The organism is Frigoribacterium sp. SL97 (assembly GCF_026625765.1).
Taxonomy (GTDB): Bacteria; Actinomycetota; Actinomycetes; order Actinomycetales; family Microbacteriaceae; genus Frigoribacterium.
In genome coordinates, this window is the sequence record NZ_CP113062.1 from 1,792,681 (window position 1) to 1,811,362 (window position 18,682).

The following is an 18,682-nucleotide window of genomic DNA, read 5'->3' on the forward strand; positions in this document are numbered from 1 at the left end:
CATGGAACGGCGTGACCCCAAGAGATCCCTATGACCGGACCGTGAGGCGGTGGGGAGTCCCATGAGGAGGCGCGGTGAACGGAGCCGAGATCGCCTCACCATCACTCGAAGCGCGATCTGCAGGGGTCGGTCCCCGAAATCGGTTCCCGACGAGGGTCGGAGTTCCGATACGCTGGGACGCCAAAGGAGGTCCACGATGGCAGAGCCCGCCAACCCGGCACCCGGCAAGCAGGACCGCGCTCCCGGCGCCCCTCGCGAGGTCGACACGACCCTCAGCTTCAACGAAGAGTTCCAGGCGCAACTGGCCGCTCTCGAGAGCGGCGTGTCCACCGACGAGCGTGACGCCGTCGCCGCACTGCCTTCGGGCTCCGCGCTGCTCGTGGTCCGTCGTGGCCCCAACATCGGCGCCCGGTTCCTCCTCGACTCGGCCGTCACGGTCGCCGGACGTCACCCCGAGGCCGGCATCTTCCTCGACGACGTCACGGTCAGCCGCAAGCACGCCGAGTTCCGTCGCGAGGGCAGCACCTTCAGCGTGCGCGATCTCGGGTCGCTGAACGGCACCTACTTCGACGGCGTCCGCATCGATGAGGCCCGGCTCTCGGACGGAGCCGAGGTCCAGGTCGGCAAGTTCCGCCTCACGTTCTACGCATCGCGGGTCGACCTCGCGAACCTGGCGATCAAGTAGTCGTGCCCCGCACCGCCACCGCCCGGTCGTCGCAGACCGGGCCGTCCGACCTGCTGACGATCGGGCAGGTCCTCTCACGGCTCAAGCCCGAGTTCCCCGACCTGTCGAACAGCAAGCTGCGCTTCCTCGAAGAGCGCGAGTTGGTCACACCGGTGCGCACCCCGTCCGGCTACCGCAAGTTCTCCCCGGCGGACGTCGAGCGGCTCCGCTTCATCCTCGGTCTGCAGCGCGACCACTACCTGCCGCTCAAGGTCATCAGGCAACACCTCGCCGACCTCGACGCGGGCCGACCTGCGTCGCTCCCGTCCGGGGCGGCGCCCGTCTCGATCCTGACCCACGGTCGGCGGCTCGGTCGCGACGAGTTGCTCCGCGAGACCGGCGCCACGCCCGCCCTGCTCGACGAGGCCGTCTCGGCGTCTCTCCTCCCGTCGGCGGGGCACTACGGCGACGAGTCGATCTCGGTGTTGTCGGCCCTGGTCGAGCTGGGCAGGTCGGGCATCGAGCCTCGTCACCTCCGGACGGTCCGGGCCTCGGTCGACCGCGAACTCGGCCTGATCGAGACGGCCCTCGCGCCACTCGCCCGGAAGCACGACGCGGCCTCCCGGGCGCGGGTCGCCGAGCTCTCCCGTGAGCTCGCGGCGCAGGTCGACGTCGTCCGGTCGGGGCTCGTCCGCTCGGCTCTCGGGCGACTCGACGCCTAGACGTCTGCCCTCCGGGCGAATATCCTCGACACGCCGACCCGTCGATGCGAATGTCGCCCAGGCAGCTCCCCGTTGTGGGTACCGTGAGTCCTGTACAACCATCAACCCGATGTTGAACGTTGAGCTCCGGAAGTAGAACGTGGAAGGCAACAGCATGAGTGAGTCAGGTTCCTCCGAGGAATCCCGCTACGAGCTGGGTCTGCTCTTCACGGACGGCCTGCCCGAACACGACGCCGACAGCGGCTACCGCGGTACCGTCGCGGCCAAGGCCGCCGGCATCAGCTACCGCCAGCTCGACTACTGGGCCCGCACCGAACTCGTCGAGCCGACCATCCGCGGCGCGGCCGGCTCCGGTTCGCAACGCCTCTACGGTTTCCGCGACATCCTCGTCCTCAAACTCGTCAAGCGCCTCCTCGACACGGGCATCTCGCTCCAGCAGATCCGCACGGCCGTCAACCAGCTCCGTGAGGCCGGGGTGAACGACCTCGCCCAGACGACCCTGATGAGCGACGGTGCGAGCGTCTACCTGTGCACGTCGGACGACGAGGTCATCGACCTCGTCAGCCGCGGTCAGGGCGTGTTCGGCATCGCCGTGGGCAAGGTCCTCCGCGAGGTCGAGTCGAGTCTCGTCGAGATCGACAGCACCCCCGCCGCGGATCCCTCCGACGAGCTCGCGGCGCGACGCGGCACCCGAGCCAGCTGACCACACCTCGACCGCGAGTGGCGGTCGAGCACGACGAAGGCCCCGCACGAGATCGTGCGGGGCCTTCGTCGTGTGCAGCTGGGACCGGAGGTCAGCGGGCGGCAGGCTCGGCGTAGTCGCCGATCTTGGCCGTCCGCATGATGCGTTCGAGGAGCTGGTCGAAGTTGCGGGCCATCTCCTGGGCGCTCTCACCGGGCCAGGCGTGCAGCGGCTTGGCGGCACCCTGTGCCTGTTGCAGCGACGTACGCTCGGGCAGCTGGGGTGACAGGACGAGGGGGCCGAACATGTCACGCAGCTCCTTGATGCGGAACTGGTGCTCGAGGGACTGCACCCGGGCCCGGTTGACGATGATGCCGAGGGGCTGGAGGCGCGGTGACAGGCCTCGACGGATCTCCTCGATCGCCCGGAGCGCCCGGTCGGCGGCGGCCACGCTGAACAGACCCGGTTCGGTGACGACCGTCACGCGGTCGGATGCGGCCCAAGCCGTGCGCGTGAGGGCGTTGAGCGACGGGGCGCAGTCGATCAGGACGAGGTCGTAGTCGGCCTCGACGTTGGCGAGGGCCTCTTCGAGCTTCCAGATGTCGCGGATCGACGGGTGCGGGCCGTCGAAGTTGATGGCCGAGGGGCTGCCGATCATGACGTCGACCTTGCCCTGGCGGCCCTTGGTCCACCCGCTGGGGGCGATCGCCGCCCGGACCGTCTTCTCCTTGGGCGACGCGAGGACGTCCGCGACGTTGAGGTGGCCCGAGACCGTGATGTCGAGGCCGGTCGAGACGTCGGACTGGGGATCGAGGTCGACGACGAGGGTCCTGAGACCTTTGGCGAAGGCGGCCGACGTGAGTCCGAGCGTCACCGTCGTCTTGCCGACGCCCCCTTTGAGAGAGCTGACGCTGAGTACATGCACGACACAGACGATACCTTCACTACTGTTGAATCACCCAACAGCCACGTCGATGCGGCGTGCGTCGGCTTCTGCGAAGCGACGGCACCAGCCCACCCGTCGTCGTCACGGTGTCGCGACCCGTCGTCCGCACCACACCCCGACCCACCCCAGGAGGCGCGCCGTGAGCGTGAGACCCATCCGCCTGTTCGGCGATCCCGTCCTACGATCGGCGTCCGACCCCGTGACGGTCGGAGATCCTCGGCTCGCGTCCCTGGTCGAGGACCTCCTCGACACCGTTCGCGAGCCGGGACGAGCCGGGGTCGCGGCCGCCCAGATCGGCGTGTCGCTCCGAGCCTTCAGCTACAACGTCGACGGTGAGGTCGGATACGTCCTCAACCCCGTCGTCGTCGAGGTGTCCGGAGAGAAGACCCTCGTCGACGAGGGGTGCCTCTCGGTGCCGGGGTTCTGGTTTCCCACCCCCCCGCTACGAGTACGCCCGTGTCGAGGGGGTCGACCTCGACGGCCAGAAGGTCGTGCTCGAGGGCACGGGACTCATGGCTCAGGCCCTCCAGCACGAGACGGACCACCTCGACGGCACGCTCTACGTGCTCACCCTCGAACCCGAGACGAAGCGCGAGGCCATGCGAGAGATCCGCGCCGCCGACTGGTGGCGCGCCTGATCACCGTCCCCGTGCGGTGACCGTGCGCACCGACTCGGTGTCGGGGTGGGCGGTGTAGATGTCGGCGATCTGCTGGGCGAAGTCGTTCAGCACGACGGCACGCTTGACGCTCATCTTGGGCGTGAGATGCCCGCCGGCCTCGGTGAACTCGACCGGCAGGATCTCGAACATGCGGATCGACTCGGCGCGCGACACGGCGGCGTTCGCACCATCGACGGCTCGTTGGACCTCGGCGCGGACCTTGGGGTGCCGGGCGGCCTCGGCCAACGGCATGTCGGCTGCTTCACCGGCGTTGTTCAGCCACACCGGCAGCATCTCCGTGTCGAGGGTGACGAGGGCCGCGACGAACGGCCGCTGGTCGCCCACGACGACGACCTGGCCGACCAGGGGATTGGCCCTGATCGGGTCCTCGAGGGCGGCAGGGGAGACGTTCTTGCCTCCCGCGGTGACGATGATCTCCTTCTTGCGACCGGTGATCGTCAGGTAACCGTCGGCGTCGAGCGAGCCGAGATCGCCGGTGCGGAACCAGCCGTCGTCGAGGACCTCGGCCGTGGCCTCGTCGGCCTTCCAGTACCCCGCGAAGACGTTGACGCCCTTGACGAGCACTTCTCCGTCGGCGGCGATCGTGATGCCGACGCCGGGGAGTGCCGGGCCCACCGTTCCGATCTTGAACTTGGAGACGAGGTTGACGGCCGCAGGCGCCGTGGTCTCGGTCAGTCCGTACCCCTCGAGGATGCGGATGTCGAGACTCCGGAAGAAATGACCCAGTCGTGTCCCGAGCGGAGCCGAACCCGAGACGGCGTAGCGGATGTTGCCGCCCATGGCCTTCTTGAGCTTGCTGTAGACCAGGCGGTCGAACAGTGCGAAGCGGAGCTTGAGTCCCAGGGGCACGGTGCCCTCGTCGAGCGCGCGACTGTGGGCGATCGCGACGGCCACGGCCTGCCGGAAGATGCCGCCCTTGCCCCCGGCCTCGGCTTTCTGCTCCGCCGAGTTGTAGACCTTCTCGAAGACGCGGGGGACCGCGAGCAGGAAGCTCGGCTTGAACGAGGCCAGCGACGGCAGCAACTGCTTGGTGTCCGCCTGGTGCCCGACCTTCACGCCGGCGTGGACCGACATCACGGCGATGAAGCGCGCGAAGACGTGCGCGGTCGTCACGAACAAGAGGGTGGAGGAGCCGGGCGCCACGACGTCGCTCATGGCGACGGCGGCGTTCCGGCTCGTCTCGACGAAGTTGGCGTGGGTGAGCACGCAGCCCTTGGGCCGGCCGGTGGTGCCCGACGTGTAGATGATCGTCGCGACGTCCGCGGCGACGGCCGCGCTCCGGCGGCGTTCGAGTTCGTCGTCGGACACGTCGACACCGGACGCGGCCAGCTTGTCGAGGTCTCCGAGGTCGACCTGCCAGACCCGTGTCACGGCAGGCAACTCGGGGTGCACCTCGTCGAACCGCGAGAAGTGGTCCGCGGTCTCGACGATGACGGCCACGGCCTCGGAGTCGCTGAGGTTCCAGTGGACCTGTGCCGGCGACGACGTCTCGTAGACGGGGACGAGCAGGGCGCCTGCGAACCAGGTCGCGAAGTCGATGAGCGTCCACTCGTAGCGCGTGCGGCACATCAGGCCGATCTTGTCGCCCGGTTCGACGCCCGCGGCGATCAGGCCCTTCGCGAGTGCGCGCACCTGCTCGAGGAACCGAGCCGCCGTGATGTCGCGCCAGCCACCTCGTCCGTCCGGCACGGAGAAGAGTGGTTCGTCGGGCGTGGCCGCCGCCCGCGCGAGCAACAGGTCGGTGGCGTTCGCGGACGGGTCGGCGGGGACGGCGGGGGGGACGATGTGTTCGTTCACGGCAGCTCCTTCGGTACCGAACGATGGTCCGACCACCCTAACGCGGCCTCGCAGGAGCGGGTGCCCGAGGTGGAGGGTCGTCGAGGATAGACTCGATCCTCGTGCAGGCAATCGGAATCGACATCGGTGGGACGAAGATCGCGGGCGGGGTGGTCACCGAGTTCGGCGAGATCGTCGACGAAGAGCGCGTGGCGACGCCCGCGGGCGACGCGGGTGCGATCGTCGACGCGGTCGTCGAGATGGTCACCTCCTTGCAGGCACGCCACCCCGACGTCGCCGCCGCCGGTGTCGCGGCGCCCGGCTTCATCGACGCCGCACAGTCGACCGTGTACTACACGCCCAACATCGCGTGGCGCAACGAGCCCCTCCGGGCCCGGCTGTCCGAACGGCTCGACCTGCACATCACCATCGACAACGACGCCAACGCCGCCGGCTGGGCCGAGTTCCGGTTCGGGGCCGGTCGTCTCGCCAGCGACATGACCATGCTCACCATCGGCACGGGGGTGGGCGGTGCCATCGTGGCGCAGGACCGCCTCCTGCGCGGAGGATTCGGCACGGGTGGCGAACTCGGCCACATGCGCATCGTGCCCGACGGTCTGCCCTGCGGCTGCGGGGCCCGTGGGTGCATCGAGCAGTACGGCTCGGGGCGCGCACTGCTGCGCATCGCCGGTGAGGTGGCCGACGAGGGCGGCCTCGGCCGCGGTCTCGCGGACGTCCGCACGGCGAACGGCGGCGAGCTCTCCGGTCACGACGTCAGCTTGTTGCTGCAGTCCGGTGACGACGGTGCCGTCGAGGCCCTGCGCCGCCTCGGGACCTGGCTCGGACAAGCCGCCGCGTCGCTGAGCGCGATCCTCGATCCGCAGGTGTTCGTCTTCGGCGGCGGGGTCGCGCAATCGGGCGAACTGCTGCTGGCACCCGTCCGCGCGGCCTACCTCGAGCACCTGCCCGCTCGCGGTTACCACCCCGAGCCCGAGTTCGTGATCGCCGAGCTGGTGAACGACGCGGGGGTCGTGGGCGCCGCCGACCTCGCCCGCCTCCACGCCAGCGACCGCTAGACTCCCGACGCCCCGACGAGAGGAGCACCGATGCTCTACTGGTTCCTGAAGACGATGGTCGCGAGTCCGCTCGTCCTGTCGATCTTCCGACCGTGGGTCAGCGGTCGCGAGCACGTCCCGGCCTCGGGTGCCGTCATCTTCGCGAGCAACCACCTCTCGTTCGTCGACTCGATCTTCCTGCCGCTCGCCCTCGATCGGCGCATCTCCTTCCTCGCCAAGAGCGACTACTTCACCGGCAAGGGCATCAAGGGGTGGGCCATCCGACTGTTCTTCACGGCCACGGGTCAGCTCTCCATCGACCGGTCCGGGGGCAAGGCCTCCGAGGCGTCGCTGGCGACGGGCCTGTCCGTCCTCCGTCGCGGCGAGCAACTCGGCATCTACCCCGAGGGCACCCGCAGCCCCGACGGCAAGCTGTACCGCGGTCGGACGGGCGTGGCGCGCATGATCCTCGAGGGTCACGTGCCCGTGATCCCCGTCGCCATGATCGGAACCGAGAAGGTGATGAAGACCGGTACCAAGATCCCTCGCCTGCACCGGGTCGGGATCGTGTTCGGTGAACCCCTCGACTTCAGCCGCTTCGAGGGCATGGAAGGCGACCGCTTCATCCTGCGGTCCATCACCGACGAGATCATGTACGAGCTCAACGCCCTCAGTGGCCAGCAGTACAGCGACGTCTACGCGACCAGCGTCAAAGAGAAGCGCCCGACCCTTTCACGGTAGGCTCGCCTGTCGAGGTCGTTCGGCCTCGAGACCGTCAAGTGGCAAGGAAGACCGTGGCCCAGCTCACCGAACCGTTCGTCGTCACCGATCCCGACGTGATCGACGGTCTCGACCATTGGCGCACGCTCCCCATCAAGCAGCAGCCCACCTGGCACGACGGTGCAGCCGTCGAGGCCGCCTCGGCCGAGCTGTCCACCCTGCCTCCGCTCGTCTTCGCCGGCGAGGTCGACACGTTGCGCACCAGGCTGGCGTCGGCGGCCCGGGGCGAGGCGTTCCTGCTGCAGGGTGGTGACTGCGCCGAGACCTTCGCGGGAGCGACCGCGGACCAGATCCGCGACCGCGTCAAGACCATCCTGCAGATGGCCGTCGTCCTCACGTACGGCGCGTCCGTCCCCGTGATCAAGATGGGCCGCATGGCCGGCCAGTTCGCCAAGCCGCGCTCGAGCGACACCGAGACCCGGGACGGCGTCACCCTGCCGGCCTACCGCGGTGACATCGTGAACGGATACGACTTCACCCCCGAGTCCCGACGTGCGGATGCCTCGCGGCTCGTGAAGGGCTACCACACCTCCGCCTCGACCATCAATCTGATCCGGGCCTTCACGCAAGGCGGGTTCGCCGACCTCCGCCAGGTGCACAGCTGGAACCAAGGCTTCGCCCGCAACCCGGCCAACGCCGAGTACGAGCACCTCGCCCGCGAGATCGACAAGGCGATCCGGTTCATGGAGGCGGCGGGGGCCGACTTCGACGAACTGAAGCGCGTCGAGTTCTACACCAGCCACGAGGGCCTGCTCATGGACTACGAGCGCCCCCTGACCCGCATCGACTCGCGCACGGGTACGCCGTACGTGCTGTCGTCGCATTTCGTGTGGATCGGCGAGCGGACCCGCGACCTCGACGGTGCCCACGTCGACTTCCTTTCCCGGGTGCGCAACCCGATCGGCGTCAAGCTCGGCCCGACGACGACGGCCGACGACATGTTGCGCCTCATCGACAAGCTCGATCCCGAGCGTGAGCCCGGGCGCCTGACCTTCATCACCCGCATGGGGGCGGGCACCATCCGGGATGCCCTGCCTCCCCTCCTCGAGGCCATCAAGAAGGCCGACGCGACGCCCCTGTGGGTCAGCGATCCGATGCACGGCAACGGTCTGACGACGCCTACGGGCTACAAGACCCGGCGCTTCGAAGAGATCATGGACGAGGTCAAGGGGTTCTTCGAGGCACACCGTGCCGCGGGCACCCACCCGGGCGGAATCCACATCGAGCTGACCGGCGACGACGTCACCGAGTGCCTGGGTGGTTCCGAGCACATCGACGAGGCGACGCTCGCCACCCGCTACGAGTCGCTCTGCGACCCCCGCCTCAACCACATGCAGTCGCTCGAACTGGCCTTCCTGGTGGCCGAGGAACTCGCGGCCGACTGAGCCCGGTCGACACGGCGACGGCCCCGAGACCCTCGGTCCCGGGGCCGTCGCCCTGTCGGTGCCCTCGACCTCGGAGCCCGTCGGTGCCCTCGGCCTCAGGGGAGGCCGGGACTCATTCCACCCGGTACGTGAGCGTGATCGTCGCACCCTTGGTCGCGGTCAGGCCGGCGACGGGGTTCGTCTCGGTGACCGGCAGGCGGGCCTCCCAGTCGTAGAACGCACACGTGAAGGCCGTGCAGGTCGGGTAGCTCACCCGGAAGCCGAGACCCTGCAACTGGGACGTGGCCGCGTCGATGGTCTTGCCTCGGACGTCCGGGATGGTGATGGGCGGCGGACCCTTCGACACGACGAGGTTGACCGTGTCGCCGTGTCGGAGCGGCCCCTCGGCCTGCTGTTCGTACCGGATGACCTCCCCGGAGGCGACCGCATCGCTGAATTCCGTTCCGCTCTCCACACCCGTCAACTGTGCCCCCGCGAGAGCGCCCTGCGCGTCCGCCACCGAGAGGCCCGCCACGTCCGGGACGGGGCCGAGCGAGACGGTGAGCGTCACGGGTCGTCGTTCTCCGTACTGGGCTGCTCCGGCGAGATCGACCGGCGTGTCCGCGTCGTCCACGCCACTGATCCCGAGGACGGTGCCGGCGGCCGACTCGTCGAACTGGCTCGACGTCGGCTGCAGTGTGAAGTCCGAGAGCGCTTCGGTGGCCGCGGTCTCGGTGTCGCCGACGACGGTCGGAACCGGGAGTTGCCGGGGCCCCTGGGAGACGACCAGGGTGATCGTGGACCCCTTCTGCACACGGGTCGTGGCGTCGGGGTCCGTGCGCGCGACCTGGCCCGAGGGCACCACCGGGGAGAAGTCCGTCTGGGGATCGGGGGCGACCACGAAGCCGGCCGACGTGAGGGCGGCCGTCGCCGCGTCCGGAGCCCGTCCTGACACGTCGGGGACGGACGCCTGCGCCCCGGGACCCGAGCCGAACCACCAGCCGGTCCCTCCGGCGAGCAGCGCGACCGCGACGACGACGGCCATGAGCACCCGTCCCCGCCGCCGACGGCGGTCGGCGACGGCCGCGAGCGTCGTGGCGGCGTCGTCGGGTGCGGCCTGGACCGGCCCGGTCCGGTGTCGCGCCTTGGGCAGGATCTGCGTCTCGCCCGTGCCGCCGGACGGCAGGACGGAGGTCGCGCCCGCGGCAGGGAGCACCATCGTCCGGTTCGCGGGTGGTCCCGAGGGATCGGCCAGGACCCGTTGCACGTCGAGGAGTTGGTCGAGCAGGGCCCGGGCGTCCCTCGGTCGCTGTTCTGGATCGCGAGCGGTCGCCCAGAGGACGAGCTCGTCCAGCTCGACCGGCACGCGGGGGTTGGCGGAGCTCGGGGTGGGGACCGTGTCGTTGGCGTGCTGGTAGGCGATCTGCATGGGCTGGTCGCCCTTGTAGGGCTGCTCGCCCGTGAGCATCTCGTACATCATGATGCCGAGCGCGTAGATGTCGCTGCGGGTGTCGGCGATGCCGCGGGTCACGAGCTCGGGGGAGAGGTACGCGATCGTCCCCAACAGCGCGGCACCCGTGGCGGTGTTGGCCGTCGCGGCCCGCGCCAGGCCGAAGTCGCCGATCTTGATGCGTCCGTCGTCGGCGAGGAGGACGTTCTCGGGCTTGAGGTCGCGGTGCACGATGCCGGCGCGGTGGGCGGCGGCGAGACCGGCGAGGACGGCTTCGAGGATGTCCATCGCCTGCTCGGGCGTCAGCACCTTGTGGTCCTGCAGGAGTTCGCGCAACGTGATGCCGGGCAGGTACTCCATCACCAGGTAGGCCGACTCGTCGTCCTGGCCCTGGTCGAAGACGTTGACGACGTTGGGGTGGGCCAGGCGGGCGGCCGAGCGCGCCTCCTGGATGAAGCGCTCCTTGAACGACGCGTCGTCGGCCAGGTGGCCGTGCATGATCTTGATCGCGACGCGACGTTCGAGTCGCAGGTCGGTGGCCAGGTACACGGTGGCCATGCCACCTCGGGCGATGCGCGAACGGACCTCGTACCGGCCCTCGATGAGACGGCCGATCATCGGGTCAGTCTGGTTCACGCTCACCTTCGTGATTTTACGGACCGACGGCCGTGCGGGTGTCCCAACTCACCGCACGGCGGGAAACCGCCCGGCAGGTGGGTCGTCCGGGGTTCAGCGCAGGGTCGCGAGCCAGGTGGTGGCCGGAGCTTCCCACTTGGCGTAGGCATCCGGGAACGCCGAGTACTGGACGGCCTGGGCCGCCTTCGTCAGGGACATCGACTGCCACCCCTTGACGTCCAGGAGGCCGCGCGTCTTGCCGGTGTTGGGGTTGCTCGCGCCACCGAAGAAGAGCTTGGTCGCGTGCACCGGGTCGCGCAGCTGGGCGGGGGTGCCCCACCCCGTGCTCGGACGCTGTTGGAAGAGGCCGAGGGAGTCACGGTCGCCGTGGTCGAGGTTGCGCAGGCTGCTCTCCTGGGCGGCCGCGGCCAGGGCGATCACGATCGCACGGTCTCCCACCCCGAGCTGGCGTCCGACCGAGATGATGATCCGGGCGTTGGCGGCCTGCTCGGCGGTCAACGTCGCGCTGACGCCCAGGGGTGCGGCCGACGTCGACGCGACGACGGTCGTGGCGGTCGGCGCGGAGGCGCCGGGGAGGGTGAGGGTCTTGCCGGCGTAGATGGTGCTGGTGAACGAGAGGCCGTTCGCGGCGAGGAGGGCCTTGACGCTCGTCCCCGACTTCGAGGCGATCGAGGCGATGGTGTCACCCCGCTGGATGACGTAGCTGCCCACCGCGGGCCCCCCGGCGGGGGCCGGTGTCGGGGCGGCGGCGGAGGCGCCCGTCGGGACGGTCAGGGTCTGGCCCGGGTAGATGATGCTCGACAGTCCCAGCCCGTTCGCCTGGATGAGCGCGCTGGTCGTGACGCCGTGCGCACGCGCGATGGAACTCAGCGTGTCCCCACGGACGATGACGTACCGGCCGCCCGTCGCCTTGGCCGGGGCGGGCGCGGCGGACGGCTTGGCTGCGGCGCTCGTGGCGGCGCTCAGGCTCAGGGTCTGGCCCGGGAAGATGGTGGACTTCCAGCTGAGGCCGTTGAGGGCGAGCACCGACGCGGTGCTCAGGCCGAACGAGCCGGCGATGCTCGCGACCGTGTCGCCCGACTTGACGGTGTACGTGGCGGGGGCCGCGCCGAAGACCGTGGCAGAGGTCGCGGCCGTCTCGACCGTGGCCGCGGTCTTCTGCTCGGGCGCGGACAGTCGAGGAGGCAGCACGGGACGCGGTGACGCGTCGGGCTTCTTCGTCGGGTTCTGGTCGAGGGCGAACACGGGGCCCGTGACGCCCATGCTGAGGGCCATCGAGCCCGCCAGGACGATCGGGACGGTGTTGAGCATCGACCGGGCCATGCGGGAGAGGGGCTTGCGCTCGTCTCCGCCACCGAGGGGGCCGAAGGCGCTGGTCGACCGGGCGTCCTGGGTCGTCACGGATTCGGAGTCGGGGCGGGCGGAACTGACGTCGTTCATGGGCTGATCCTCGGTTCGGGGGCGGGGACACGGTCGCTGGGTGATCGGTGAGCCGCGGTGCCACGTCGTCCAAAGTTGGCACACGCGGATATCCAAGTCAATCAGCGTGACGGATGTTGCGCATGTGACTCGACCCACGTGAGGGAGACAAGGAGGCGCAGCGACGGCCACGAACCCGTGGCAAGGTTGTGGCGTGACCGATCTCTCTCAACGCCCCTGGTTCGCCGACACCGAATGGCTCACCGTGCCCGACCTCGTCGAGCGGCTCGGCCTCGGCGTCAGCCGCGTCCGGCGCCTCCTCGAGGAGCACGTCCTCGTCGGGACACGCGTGGACGGCGTCACGAAGGTGCCGGCCGTCTTCCTCGACGGCTCCGAGCCGAGGCACGACCTCCGGGGCACCCTGACGGTCCTGTCGGACAACGGGTTCGACGACGACGAGGCCCTCGACTGGATGCTGTCGCACGACGAGGCCCTCGGCACGAGCCCCGTCGCCGCCCTCCAGGCCGGACGCAAAGCCGAGGTCCGGCGCATCGCGCAGAGCCTCCTCTAGCCCCGATCCGCGCCTCTGGCGGCTGCCGGTCCTCGGCCGCCACGGCTCAGAGGGCGTCAGGAGGCGCGGCGCGTGACGGTCTCGGCGAGTCGCGTCAACTGCGTCCGGGCCGACGGCGCGAGTCCCGACCTCTCGAGTGCATGGACGGCACGCTCCACCTGATCGGTGATCGTCTGCTCGACGGCGTCGACGGCACCGCTGTCGCGGAGCGTCGCCTGGAGCATGCTGATCTGGTCGTCGTCGAGTTCGGGGTCACCGAGGAGTTCGTCGAGCAGGCGGACGGCCCCGGGGGGCAGGGCTCGGCGGGCCGTCGCCACGAGGACTGTGCGCTTGCCCTCTCGGAGGTCGTCGCCCGCGGGCTTTCCCGTGACCGAGGGATCGCCGAAGACGCCGAGGAGGTCGTCGCGCAGCTGGTAGGCGATGCCGAGGGGCAGCCCGAAGTGCCGCAGGGACTCGAGGGCTGGTCGGTCGGCCCCGGCCATGGCCGCGCCGACGGTCAGCGGGGCTTCGACGCTGTACTTCGCCGACTTGTAGACGATGACGCGCTGGGCACGCGGCAACAGCTGCACCTCGTCGACCGTCCGCCAGGCGTTCTCCTCGAGGATGTCGAGGTACTGGCCCACCGTGACCTCGGTCCGCATCCGGTTGAGCTCGAGGCGGGCCGCGCGGGCGGCGTCACGGGACGGGAGGGAGTCCAGGGCCTCGCTGAGGAGCTCGTCGCTCCACGCCAGGAGGAGGTCTCCCATGAGGAGGGCTCCCGAGCGACCGAACGCCTCAGGGGACCCGAGCCAGGCCCCCTCGCGGTGCAGGGACTCGAAGCGCCGATGCGCCGCCGGGAGTCCGCGGCGCGTGTCCGAGTTGTCCATGATGTCGTCGTGCACGAGCGCGGCGGCGTGGAAGAACTCGAGCCCCGCCGAAGCGGTCATGACGGCGTCGATCTCGCGTTCGTCGCGGGGCTCCCCGAGGGGATCGAATCCGGTGTCGAGCCCGGCGACGGACTGCCAGCCCCAGTAGCAGAACAGAGCCCGGAAGCGTTTCCCGCCGCGGAGCAGATCGCCCGAGTAGAGGGAGAAAGGATCGAGGTCGGGAGCGATGCCCATGAGGGCCGGTCGCTGACGCTCGAGGAACCGATCGATGCGCTCTTGAACGACGTCCACTAACCGCGTACTCTCAGCCACGCTGCCTAGCCTAGCGATAGCTGTCGGGCATACACTCGCAGCTACTCATCGCGTCGATCCCGAGGCTCCCGCCTCGCGCTTGAGAGCCCGTGCTCGAAGGGAACACCAAGATGCCACTTTCCGAACAGGAGCAGCGGCTCCTCGAAGAGATGGAGCGGAGTCTCTACAACAACGACTCCGACTTCGTGGCGACGGTCGGGACCCGCGGCGCCAGACCCAACTACACGCTGGTCGTGGTCGGGGTCCTCGGGGCGCTCGTCGGAATCGCCGTGATCGTCGCGGGCGTCATCTTCCGCCAGCCCTTGGTCGGCGTGGCGGGGTTCGTGGTCATGCTCGCCGGCGTGTTGTTCGCCATCGCGCCCCCCAAGCGGAAGGGATCCTCGACGGCCTCGATGCCGTCGGCTCCCCGTTCCTCCACCTCCCGCCCCGCGCATCCCGCCAAGGGGGGCCTGATGGATCGGCTCAACGACCGGTGGGACCGCCGCCAGGACGGCGACGAGCGCTCCTAGGCGCCACCAGCACCACGACCACAGGGGTCGGCCTTCGGGCCGGCCCCTTTTTTTGGTGCGCCCGTCCACCCCGCGGGAGGCGCGCGACACGCAGGACGCGCCTCCTCGTGGTCCTTTCCCTCCACCGTCCTCCACCCGTGTGGCCCCCGAACTGGAGCGGATCTCAGGCCGGACGCGCAGCGGAGGACCCGCCTTTTCATTGTCTGGTGGTGGGTTGTGGAGTAAAGTGGAGGTACGTGCCACAGACGGGGTGCGGGGCGAGGGGAGACGGGCGCATGTTCCTCGGCACCTATTCGCCCAAGCTCGACGAGAAAGGGCGCATCATCCTCCCCGCGAAATTCCGTGACGAACTGGCTTCCGGCCTCGTCATGACCCGTGGGCAAGAGCGGTGCGTCTACGTCTTCAGCCAGCGCGAGTTCGAAGACATGCACTCGCGCATCCGCCAGGCGCCCGTCACGAGCAAGCAGGCCCGCGACTACATGCGCCTCTTCCTCTCGGGTGCGAGCGACGAGATCCCCGACAAGCAGCACCGGGTCACCATCCCGGCGACACTGCGCGAGTACGCCGGCCTCGGCCGTGACCTCACCGTCATCGGCGCGGGAAACCGTGCCGAGATCTGGGCCACCGACGCCTGGAACACCTACTACGAGGCCCAGGAGGCCGAGTTCGCCAACACCACCGAGGAGGTGATCCCCGGGCTCTTCTAGCCCGTGGGCCCCGACCCTCAGCCGTCAGCCCTGGCGCACCTTCCCCGGTGCCAGGTCCCGACGGATGGGGATCAGGGCCGACGAGCACAGCCCGTGTCGTCATGGCCGATCAGATCCACACCCCCGTCCTCCTCGAGCGGACCCTCGAACTCCTCGCCCCGGCCGTCTCGCGTCCCGGCGCCGTCGTCGTCGACTGCACCCTCGGCATGGGTGGCCACAGCGAAGCGATGCTGCAGGCCTTCCCCGAGCTGACCGTCGTCGGCCTCGACCGCGACACCGAGGCACTCGCCCTCGCCGGCGAGCGGCTCGCACCCTTCGGCGACCGGGCTCGCCTCGTGCACACGACGTACGACGGCATCGCCGACGCGCTCGACGACCTCGATCTCGACACCGTCGACGGGGTGCTCTTCGACCTCGGCGTGTCGTCCCTGCAGCTGGACCGGGTCGAGCGCGGTTTCTCGTACTCCAAGGACGCGCCCCTCGACATGCGCATGGACCCCACCTCGCCCGTCACGGCGGAGCGCGTCCTCGCCGAGTACCCCGAGAGCGAGCTCAGGCGCATCTTCTACCAGTACGGCGAAGAGAAGCTGGCTCCGCGCTACGCCCGGCGGATCGTCGAGCACCGGGCCGACGCCCCGCTCACCCGCAGCGGCGAGTTGGTCGACCTCCTGATCGCGGCGACGCCCATGGCCCTGCAACGTGCCGGTCACCCCGCCAAGCGCGTGTTCCAGGCGCTCCGCATCGAGGTGAACGGCGAGCTGGCCTCGCTCGAGGCGGCCGTCCCGGTCGCCCTCGACCGTCTCGCCGTCGACGGGCGGATCGTCGTCCTCGCCTACCAGTCCCTCGAAGACCGTTTCGTCAAGCGGGAACTCGCCGCTCGGACGACCTCAACGGCGCCGCAGGGCCTCCCGGTGGAGTTGCCGGAGCACCGTCCCGACTTCCGCCTCCTCGTCCGAGGGGCCGAGCTGGCTTCCGACGCCGAACGCGACCTCAACCCCCGAGCCAAGCCCGTGAGACTGCGCGCCGCTGAACGAATTCGGAGAAAAGCATGAGCAGCAACCTGGCCATCGCGACCCCGTCGAGCCGTCCGCAGCCGTCGTCGACCCCGACGGCGCGCCCGGTCGAGATCGTCACGAGTCGGTCGCAGCGACGGGCCCGTCCGAAGATCGCCTACGCGCTGATCGCGACGGCGGCGCTGTTCGTCCTCCTGCTGGCCCAGCTCGCCATCAGCATCGCCTTGAGCGACGGCGCCTACAAGATCTCCGACCTGCAGGCCGCGAAGACCGAGCTCGTCCGCGACCAGCAGAAGTTCAGCGAGCAGCGCGACGTGCTGTCCTCGCCGCAGAACCTCGCCGCCAACGCCGACGAACTCGGCATGGTCCGCAACTCCAACCCCGTCTACCTCGATCTGGCCACGGGCGCGGTCCACGGCTCGCCCGCCCCTGCGGCGGGGGCGGACGAGGCGACGTCCGGCAACCTGATCCCCAACACCCTGCTCGAGGGCGTCCCGCTGACGACCAAGGCCCCCGCGACCGCCGCCGACGGCACGGCGACCACCGACTCCTCCGCCTCGTCGGTCGGTGCTCCGACCACGGCGGGCGCCGTGGCCGTTCCGACCGACGCAGGCGCGGCGGACGGGGGATCGGCCGGCGAGTCGGTAGCGTCGGGCGCGAACGAGCTGGCGGCTCCGCAGACCCGCTAGCGGCGTGCCGTCACCGGTACATCGAACGACGACAGCGGGTCGGGCAGGCGCCCGGCCGCGGTGAGGAACCTCTCGTGAAAGCAGCTCCCCGAAGCCGCCGTCTCCGCGCGACGCTGGCGATGGCGCTGATCATCGCGCTCGTCGGCGTCTTCGTGGTGCGCCTGGCGGACATCCAGCTCGTGCAGGCGGCCGAGCTCAACGAGCAGTCCCAGAACAAGCGCGAGATCGTGCAGACGACCTACGGCGATCGTGGCGACATCACCGACGTCGACGGCACCGTGCTCGCCGGCAGCGTCACCCGGTACAACATCACGGCCGCTCCGGCCTTCGCCACGACGGCCAAGGTCAAGGGCGACGACGGCACGACCACCGAGCTGACGGTCGACCAGGTGGTCGAACGCATCGCCGAGATCACCGGGGGTGACGCCGCGACCATGACGAAGGCGTTGACCACCGACCCCGAGGCGAACTTCGCGTACCTGGTCAAGGGCGTCGACGTCGACGCGTTCCGCGAGGTCCGCGAGATGGACGTGTCGTGGGTGTACTTCCAGCGCCAGGCCGCGCGCACCTACCCCAACGGCGCGGTGGCGGGCAACCTCACGGGCTTCATCGGCACGGACGGGCCGCAGGCCGGACTCGAGCTCAGCCAGGACGCGTGCCTGGCGGGCACCGACGGCTCGGAGACCTACGAGCGCGGAGCCGACGGGGTCCAGTTGCCCGGCAGCACCGTCACGACCAAGAAAGCGGTCGCCGGGGGCACGCTGCGTCTCACGGTCGACAGCGACCTCCAGTACATGACCCAGCAGGCGCTGGGCGAACAGGCCGAGGCCATCGGGGCCGAGTCGGCCACGGCCGTCGTCATGAAGGCGAGCGACGCCTCGCTGCTCGCGGTCGCCGACTACCCGGCCGTCGACCCCAACGACGTCAACGGCACCGCCGTCGACGACCTCGGCAGCAAGGCCTTCACCTACTCGTACGAGCCGGGTTCGACCTTCAAGGCGATGACCGCCGCCATGCTGCTCGACTCGGGCAAGGCCGATCCCGCGACGCGGGCGACGGTGCCGTACTCCCGCACGTTCCCCTGGGGCGGCGAGATCCACGACGCCACCTTCCACCCGACCGAGAACCTCACGCTGACGGGCATCCTGCGCGACTCGTCGAACGTCGGCATCTCCCTGCTCGGCCAGTCGCTCTCGGCCCAGCAACGTCACGACTACATGGTGAAGTTCGGTCTGAACGACCCGACCGGCGTGGCCTTCCTCGGTGAACCCACGACGGGCATCCGGCCGGCCTCCCAGTGGGACCAGCAGACGAGCATCAACACGATGTTCGGACAGGGCGTCTCGACGACCGCCATCCACATCGCGAGCATCTACCAGACGCTGGCCAACCACGGCACCCGGTTGCCGGTCAACCTCGTCGCCGGGTGCACCGCCCCCGACGGCACCGTCACCGACGCGCCCTCCGCCGAGGGCACGAGCGTCGTCTCGCCGTGGGCCGCCGACACGACCGTCAACATGCTCGAGAAGGTCGTCAGCGACGGCGACCTCAAGGACGTCCTGTCGATCCCCGGCTACCGCGTGGCGGCCAAGACCGGCACCGCCGAGGTCGCGCGCTCCGACGGAACCGGCTACGGTTCTGACCGCATCGTCTCGGTGGCGGGCATCGCTCCGGCCGAGAACCCGCAGTACGTCGTCGTCGTGACCTTCACCAAGCCCAGTACCATCAAGACGTCGGCCGCTGCGGCGCCGACCTTCAACAAGATCATGTCCCAGGTCCTCGAGATGTATCGGGTCCCTCCGTCGACGGAGCCGGCACCCAGCCTGCCCGAGACCTGGTGA

At 69.8% G+C, this 18,682-nt stretch carries 17 protein-coding genes and 1 pseudogene; 13 read left to right on the forward strand and 5 right to left on the reverse strand.

Features of this window, described 5'->3' with window-relative positions; genetic code table 11:
• Window positions 1-196: 196 nt before the first annotated feature.
• From OVA02_RS08570 to OVA02_RS08580, 3 genes are all read left to right on the forward strand, one after another.
• Complete coding sequence (locus OVA02_RS08570; RefSeq protein WP_267659652.1) at window positions 197-685, forward strand: FHA domain-containing protein; 489 nt, start codon at window positions 197-199, stop codon at window positions 683-685.
• 2 nt (window positions 686-687) lie between these two features.
• Complete coding sequence (locus OVA02_RS08575) at window positions 688-1,386, forward strand: MerR family transcriptional regulator (RefSeq protein ID WP_056045008.1); 699 nt, start codon at window positions 688-690, stop codon at window positions 1,384-1,386.
• A gap of 154 nt (window positions 1,387-1,540) precedes the next feature.
• A complete protein-coding gene (locus OVA02_RS08580) occupies window positions 1,541-2,089 on the forward strand; it encodes a MerR family transcriptional regulator (protein ID WP_056047373.1) in 549 nt (182 codons plus the stop codon).
• 91 nt (window positions 2,090-2,180) lie between these two features.
• On the opposite strand, the gene OVA02_RS08585 is transcribed toward OVA02_RS08580, so the two are convergent.
• On the reverse strand, window positions 2,181-2,993 hold the full coding sequence (locus OVA02_RS08585; protein ID WP_054146774.1) for a ParA family protein: 813 nt from the start codon (window positions 2,991-2,993) through the stop codon (window positions 2,181-2,183).
• Between the two features lie 160 nt (window positions 2,994-3,153).
• Between OVA02_RS08585 and def the strand changes: the two are divergent.
• Window positions 3,154-3,652, forward strand: a pseudogene (gene def, locus OVA02_RS08590) (peptide deformylase).
• Here the strand turns inward: def and OVA02_RS08595 are convergent.
• Window positions 3,653-5,491: an AMP-dependent synthetase/ligase gene (locus OVA02_RS08595; RefSeq protein WP_267659653.1), complete on the reverse strand. Its 1,839-nt coding sequence runs from the start codon at window positions 5,489-5,491 to the stop codon at window positions 3,653-3,655.
• A gap of 101 nt (window positions 5,492-5,592) precedes the next feature.
• On the opposite strand from OVA02_RS08595, the gene OVA02_RS08600 reads away from it, so the two are divergent.
• The 3 genes from OVA02_RS08600 to OVA02_RS08610 all read left to right on the forward strand — a co-directional run bounded on the left by OVA02_RS08600 (window position 5,593) and on the right by OVA02_RS08610 (window position 8,690).
• Window positions 5,593-6,546, forward strand: coding sequence for an ROK family glucokinase (locus OVA02_RS08600; RefSeq protein WP_192123710.1), 954 nt, complete (start codon window positions 5,593-5,595; stop codon window positions 6,544-6,546).
• A 30-nt stretch (window positions 6,547-6,576) separates the two neighbouring features.
• A complete protein-coding gene (locus OVA02_RS08605; protein WP_056045016.1) occupies window positions 6,577-7,266 on the forward strand; it encodes a lysophospholipid acyltransferase family protein in 690 nt (229 codons plus the stop codon).
• 95 nt (window positions 7,267-7,361) lie between these two features.
• Window positions 7,362-8,690, forward strand: coding sequence for a class II 3-deoxy-7-phosphoheptulonate synthase (locus OVA02_RS08610; protein WP_056047376.1), 1,329 nt, complete (start codon window positions 7,362-7,364; stop codon window positions 8,688-8,690).
• 112 nt (window positions 8,691-8,802) lie between these two features.
• Here OVA02_RS08610 and pknB read toward each other — a convergent pair whose 3' ends face one another.
• Window positions 8,803-10,761, reverse strand: coding sequence for a Stk1 family PASTA domain-containing Ser/Thr kinase (gene pknB / locus OVA02_RS08615; protein ID WP_123570012.1), 1,959 nt, complete (start codon window positions 10,759-10,761; stop codon window positions 8,803-8,805).
• An 87-nt stretch (window positions 10,762-10,848) separates the two neighbouring features.
• On the reverse strand, window positions 10,849-12,195 hold the full coding sequence (locus OVA02_RS08620) for a muramidase family protein (RefSeq protein WP_267659654.1): 1,347 nt from the start codon (window positions 12,193-12,195) through the stop codon (window positions 10,849-10,851).
• A gap of 193 nt (window positions 12,196-12,388) precedes the next feature.
• Between OVA02_RS08620 and OVA02_RS08625 the strand changes: the two genes are divergently transcribed.
• Window positions 12,389-12,745: an Rv2175c family DNA-binding protein gene (locus OVA02_RS08625; protein WP_056045021.1), complete on the forward strand. Its 357-nt coding sequence runs from the start codon at window positions 12,389-12,391 to the stop codon at window positions 12,743-12,745.
• Window positions 12,746-12,801: 56 nt separating this feature from the next.
• Here OVA02_RS08625 and OVA02_RS08630 read toward each other — a convergent pair whose 3' ends face one another.
• On the reverse strand, window positions 12,802-13,923 hold the full coding sequence (locus tag OVA02_RS08630) for a polyprenyl synthetase family protein (protein WP_056045023.1): 1,122 nt from the start codon (window positions 13,921-13,923) through the stop codon (window positions 12,802-12,804).
• A 110-nt stretch (window positions 13,924-14,033) separates the two neighbouring features.
• Between OVA02_RS08630 and OVA02_RS08635 the strand changes: the two genes are divergently transcribed.
• The 5 genes from OVA02_RS08635 (at window position 14,034) to OVA02_RS08655 (ending at window position 18,682) form a co-directional block, all read left to right on the forward strand.
• Window positions 14,034-14,432, forward strand: coding sequence for a DUF3040 domain-containing protein (locus tag OVA02_RS08635; RefSeq protein ID WP_056047377.1), 399 nt, complete (start codon window positions 14,034-14,036; stop codon window positions 14,430-14,432).
• A gap of 275 nt (window positions 14,433-14,707) precedes the next feature.
• Window positions 14,708-15,139: a division/cell wall cluster transcriptional repressor MraZ gene (mraZ, locus tag OVA02_RS08640; RefSeq protein WP_055973040.1), complete on the forward strand. Its 432-nt coding sequence runs from the start codon at window positions 14,708-14,710 to the stop codon at window positions 15,137-15,139.
• A 101-nt stretch (window positions 15,140-15,240) separates the two neighbouring features.
• Window positions 15,241-16,191, forward strand: a complete 951-nt coding sequence (gene rsmH, locus OVA02_RS08645) for a 16S rRNA (cytosine(1402)-N(4))-methyltransferase RsmH (RefSeq protein WP_056045024.1) — start codon at window positions 15,241-15,243, stop codon at window positions 16,189-16,191.
• The gene (locus tag OVA02_RS08650) at window positions 16,188-16,841 is read left to right on the forward strand and encodes a hypothetical protein (protein WP_056045028.1); all 654 of its coding nucleotides are present in this window, start codon (window positions 16,188-16,190) and stop codon (window positions 16,839-16,841) included. The genes rsmH and OVA02_RS08650 overlap by 4 nt, the downstream gene beginning before the upstream one ends.
• 74 nt (window positions 16,842-16,915) lie before the next feature.
• A complete protein-coding gene (locus tag OVA02_RS08655; protein WP_233568309.1) occupies window positions 16,916-18,682 on the forward strand; it encodes a peptidoglycan D,D-transpeptidase FtsI family protein in 1,767 nt (588 codons plus the stop codon).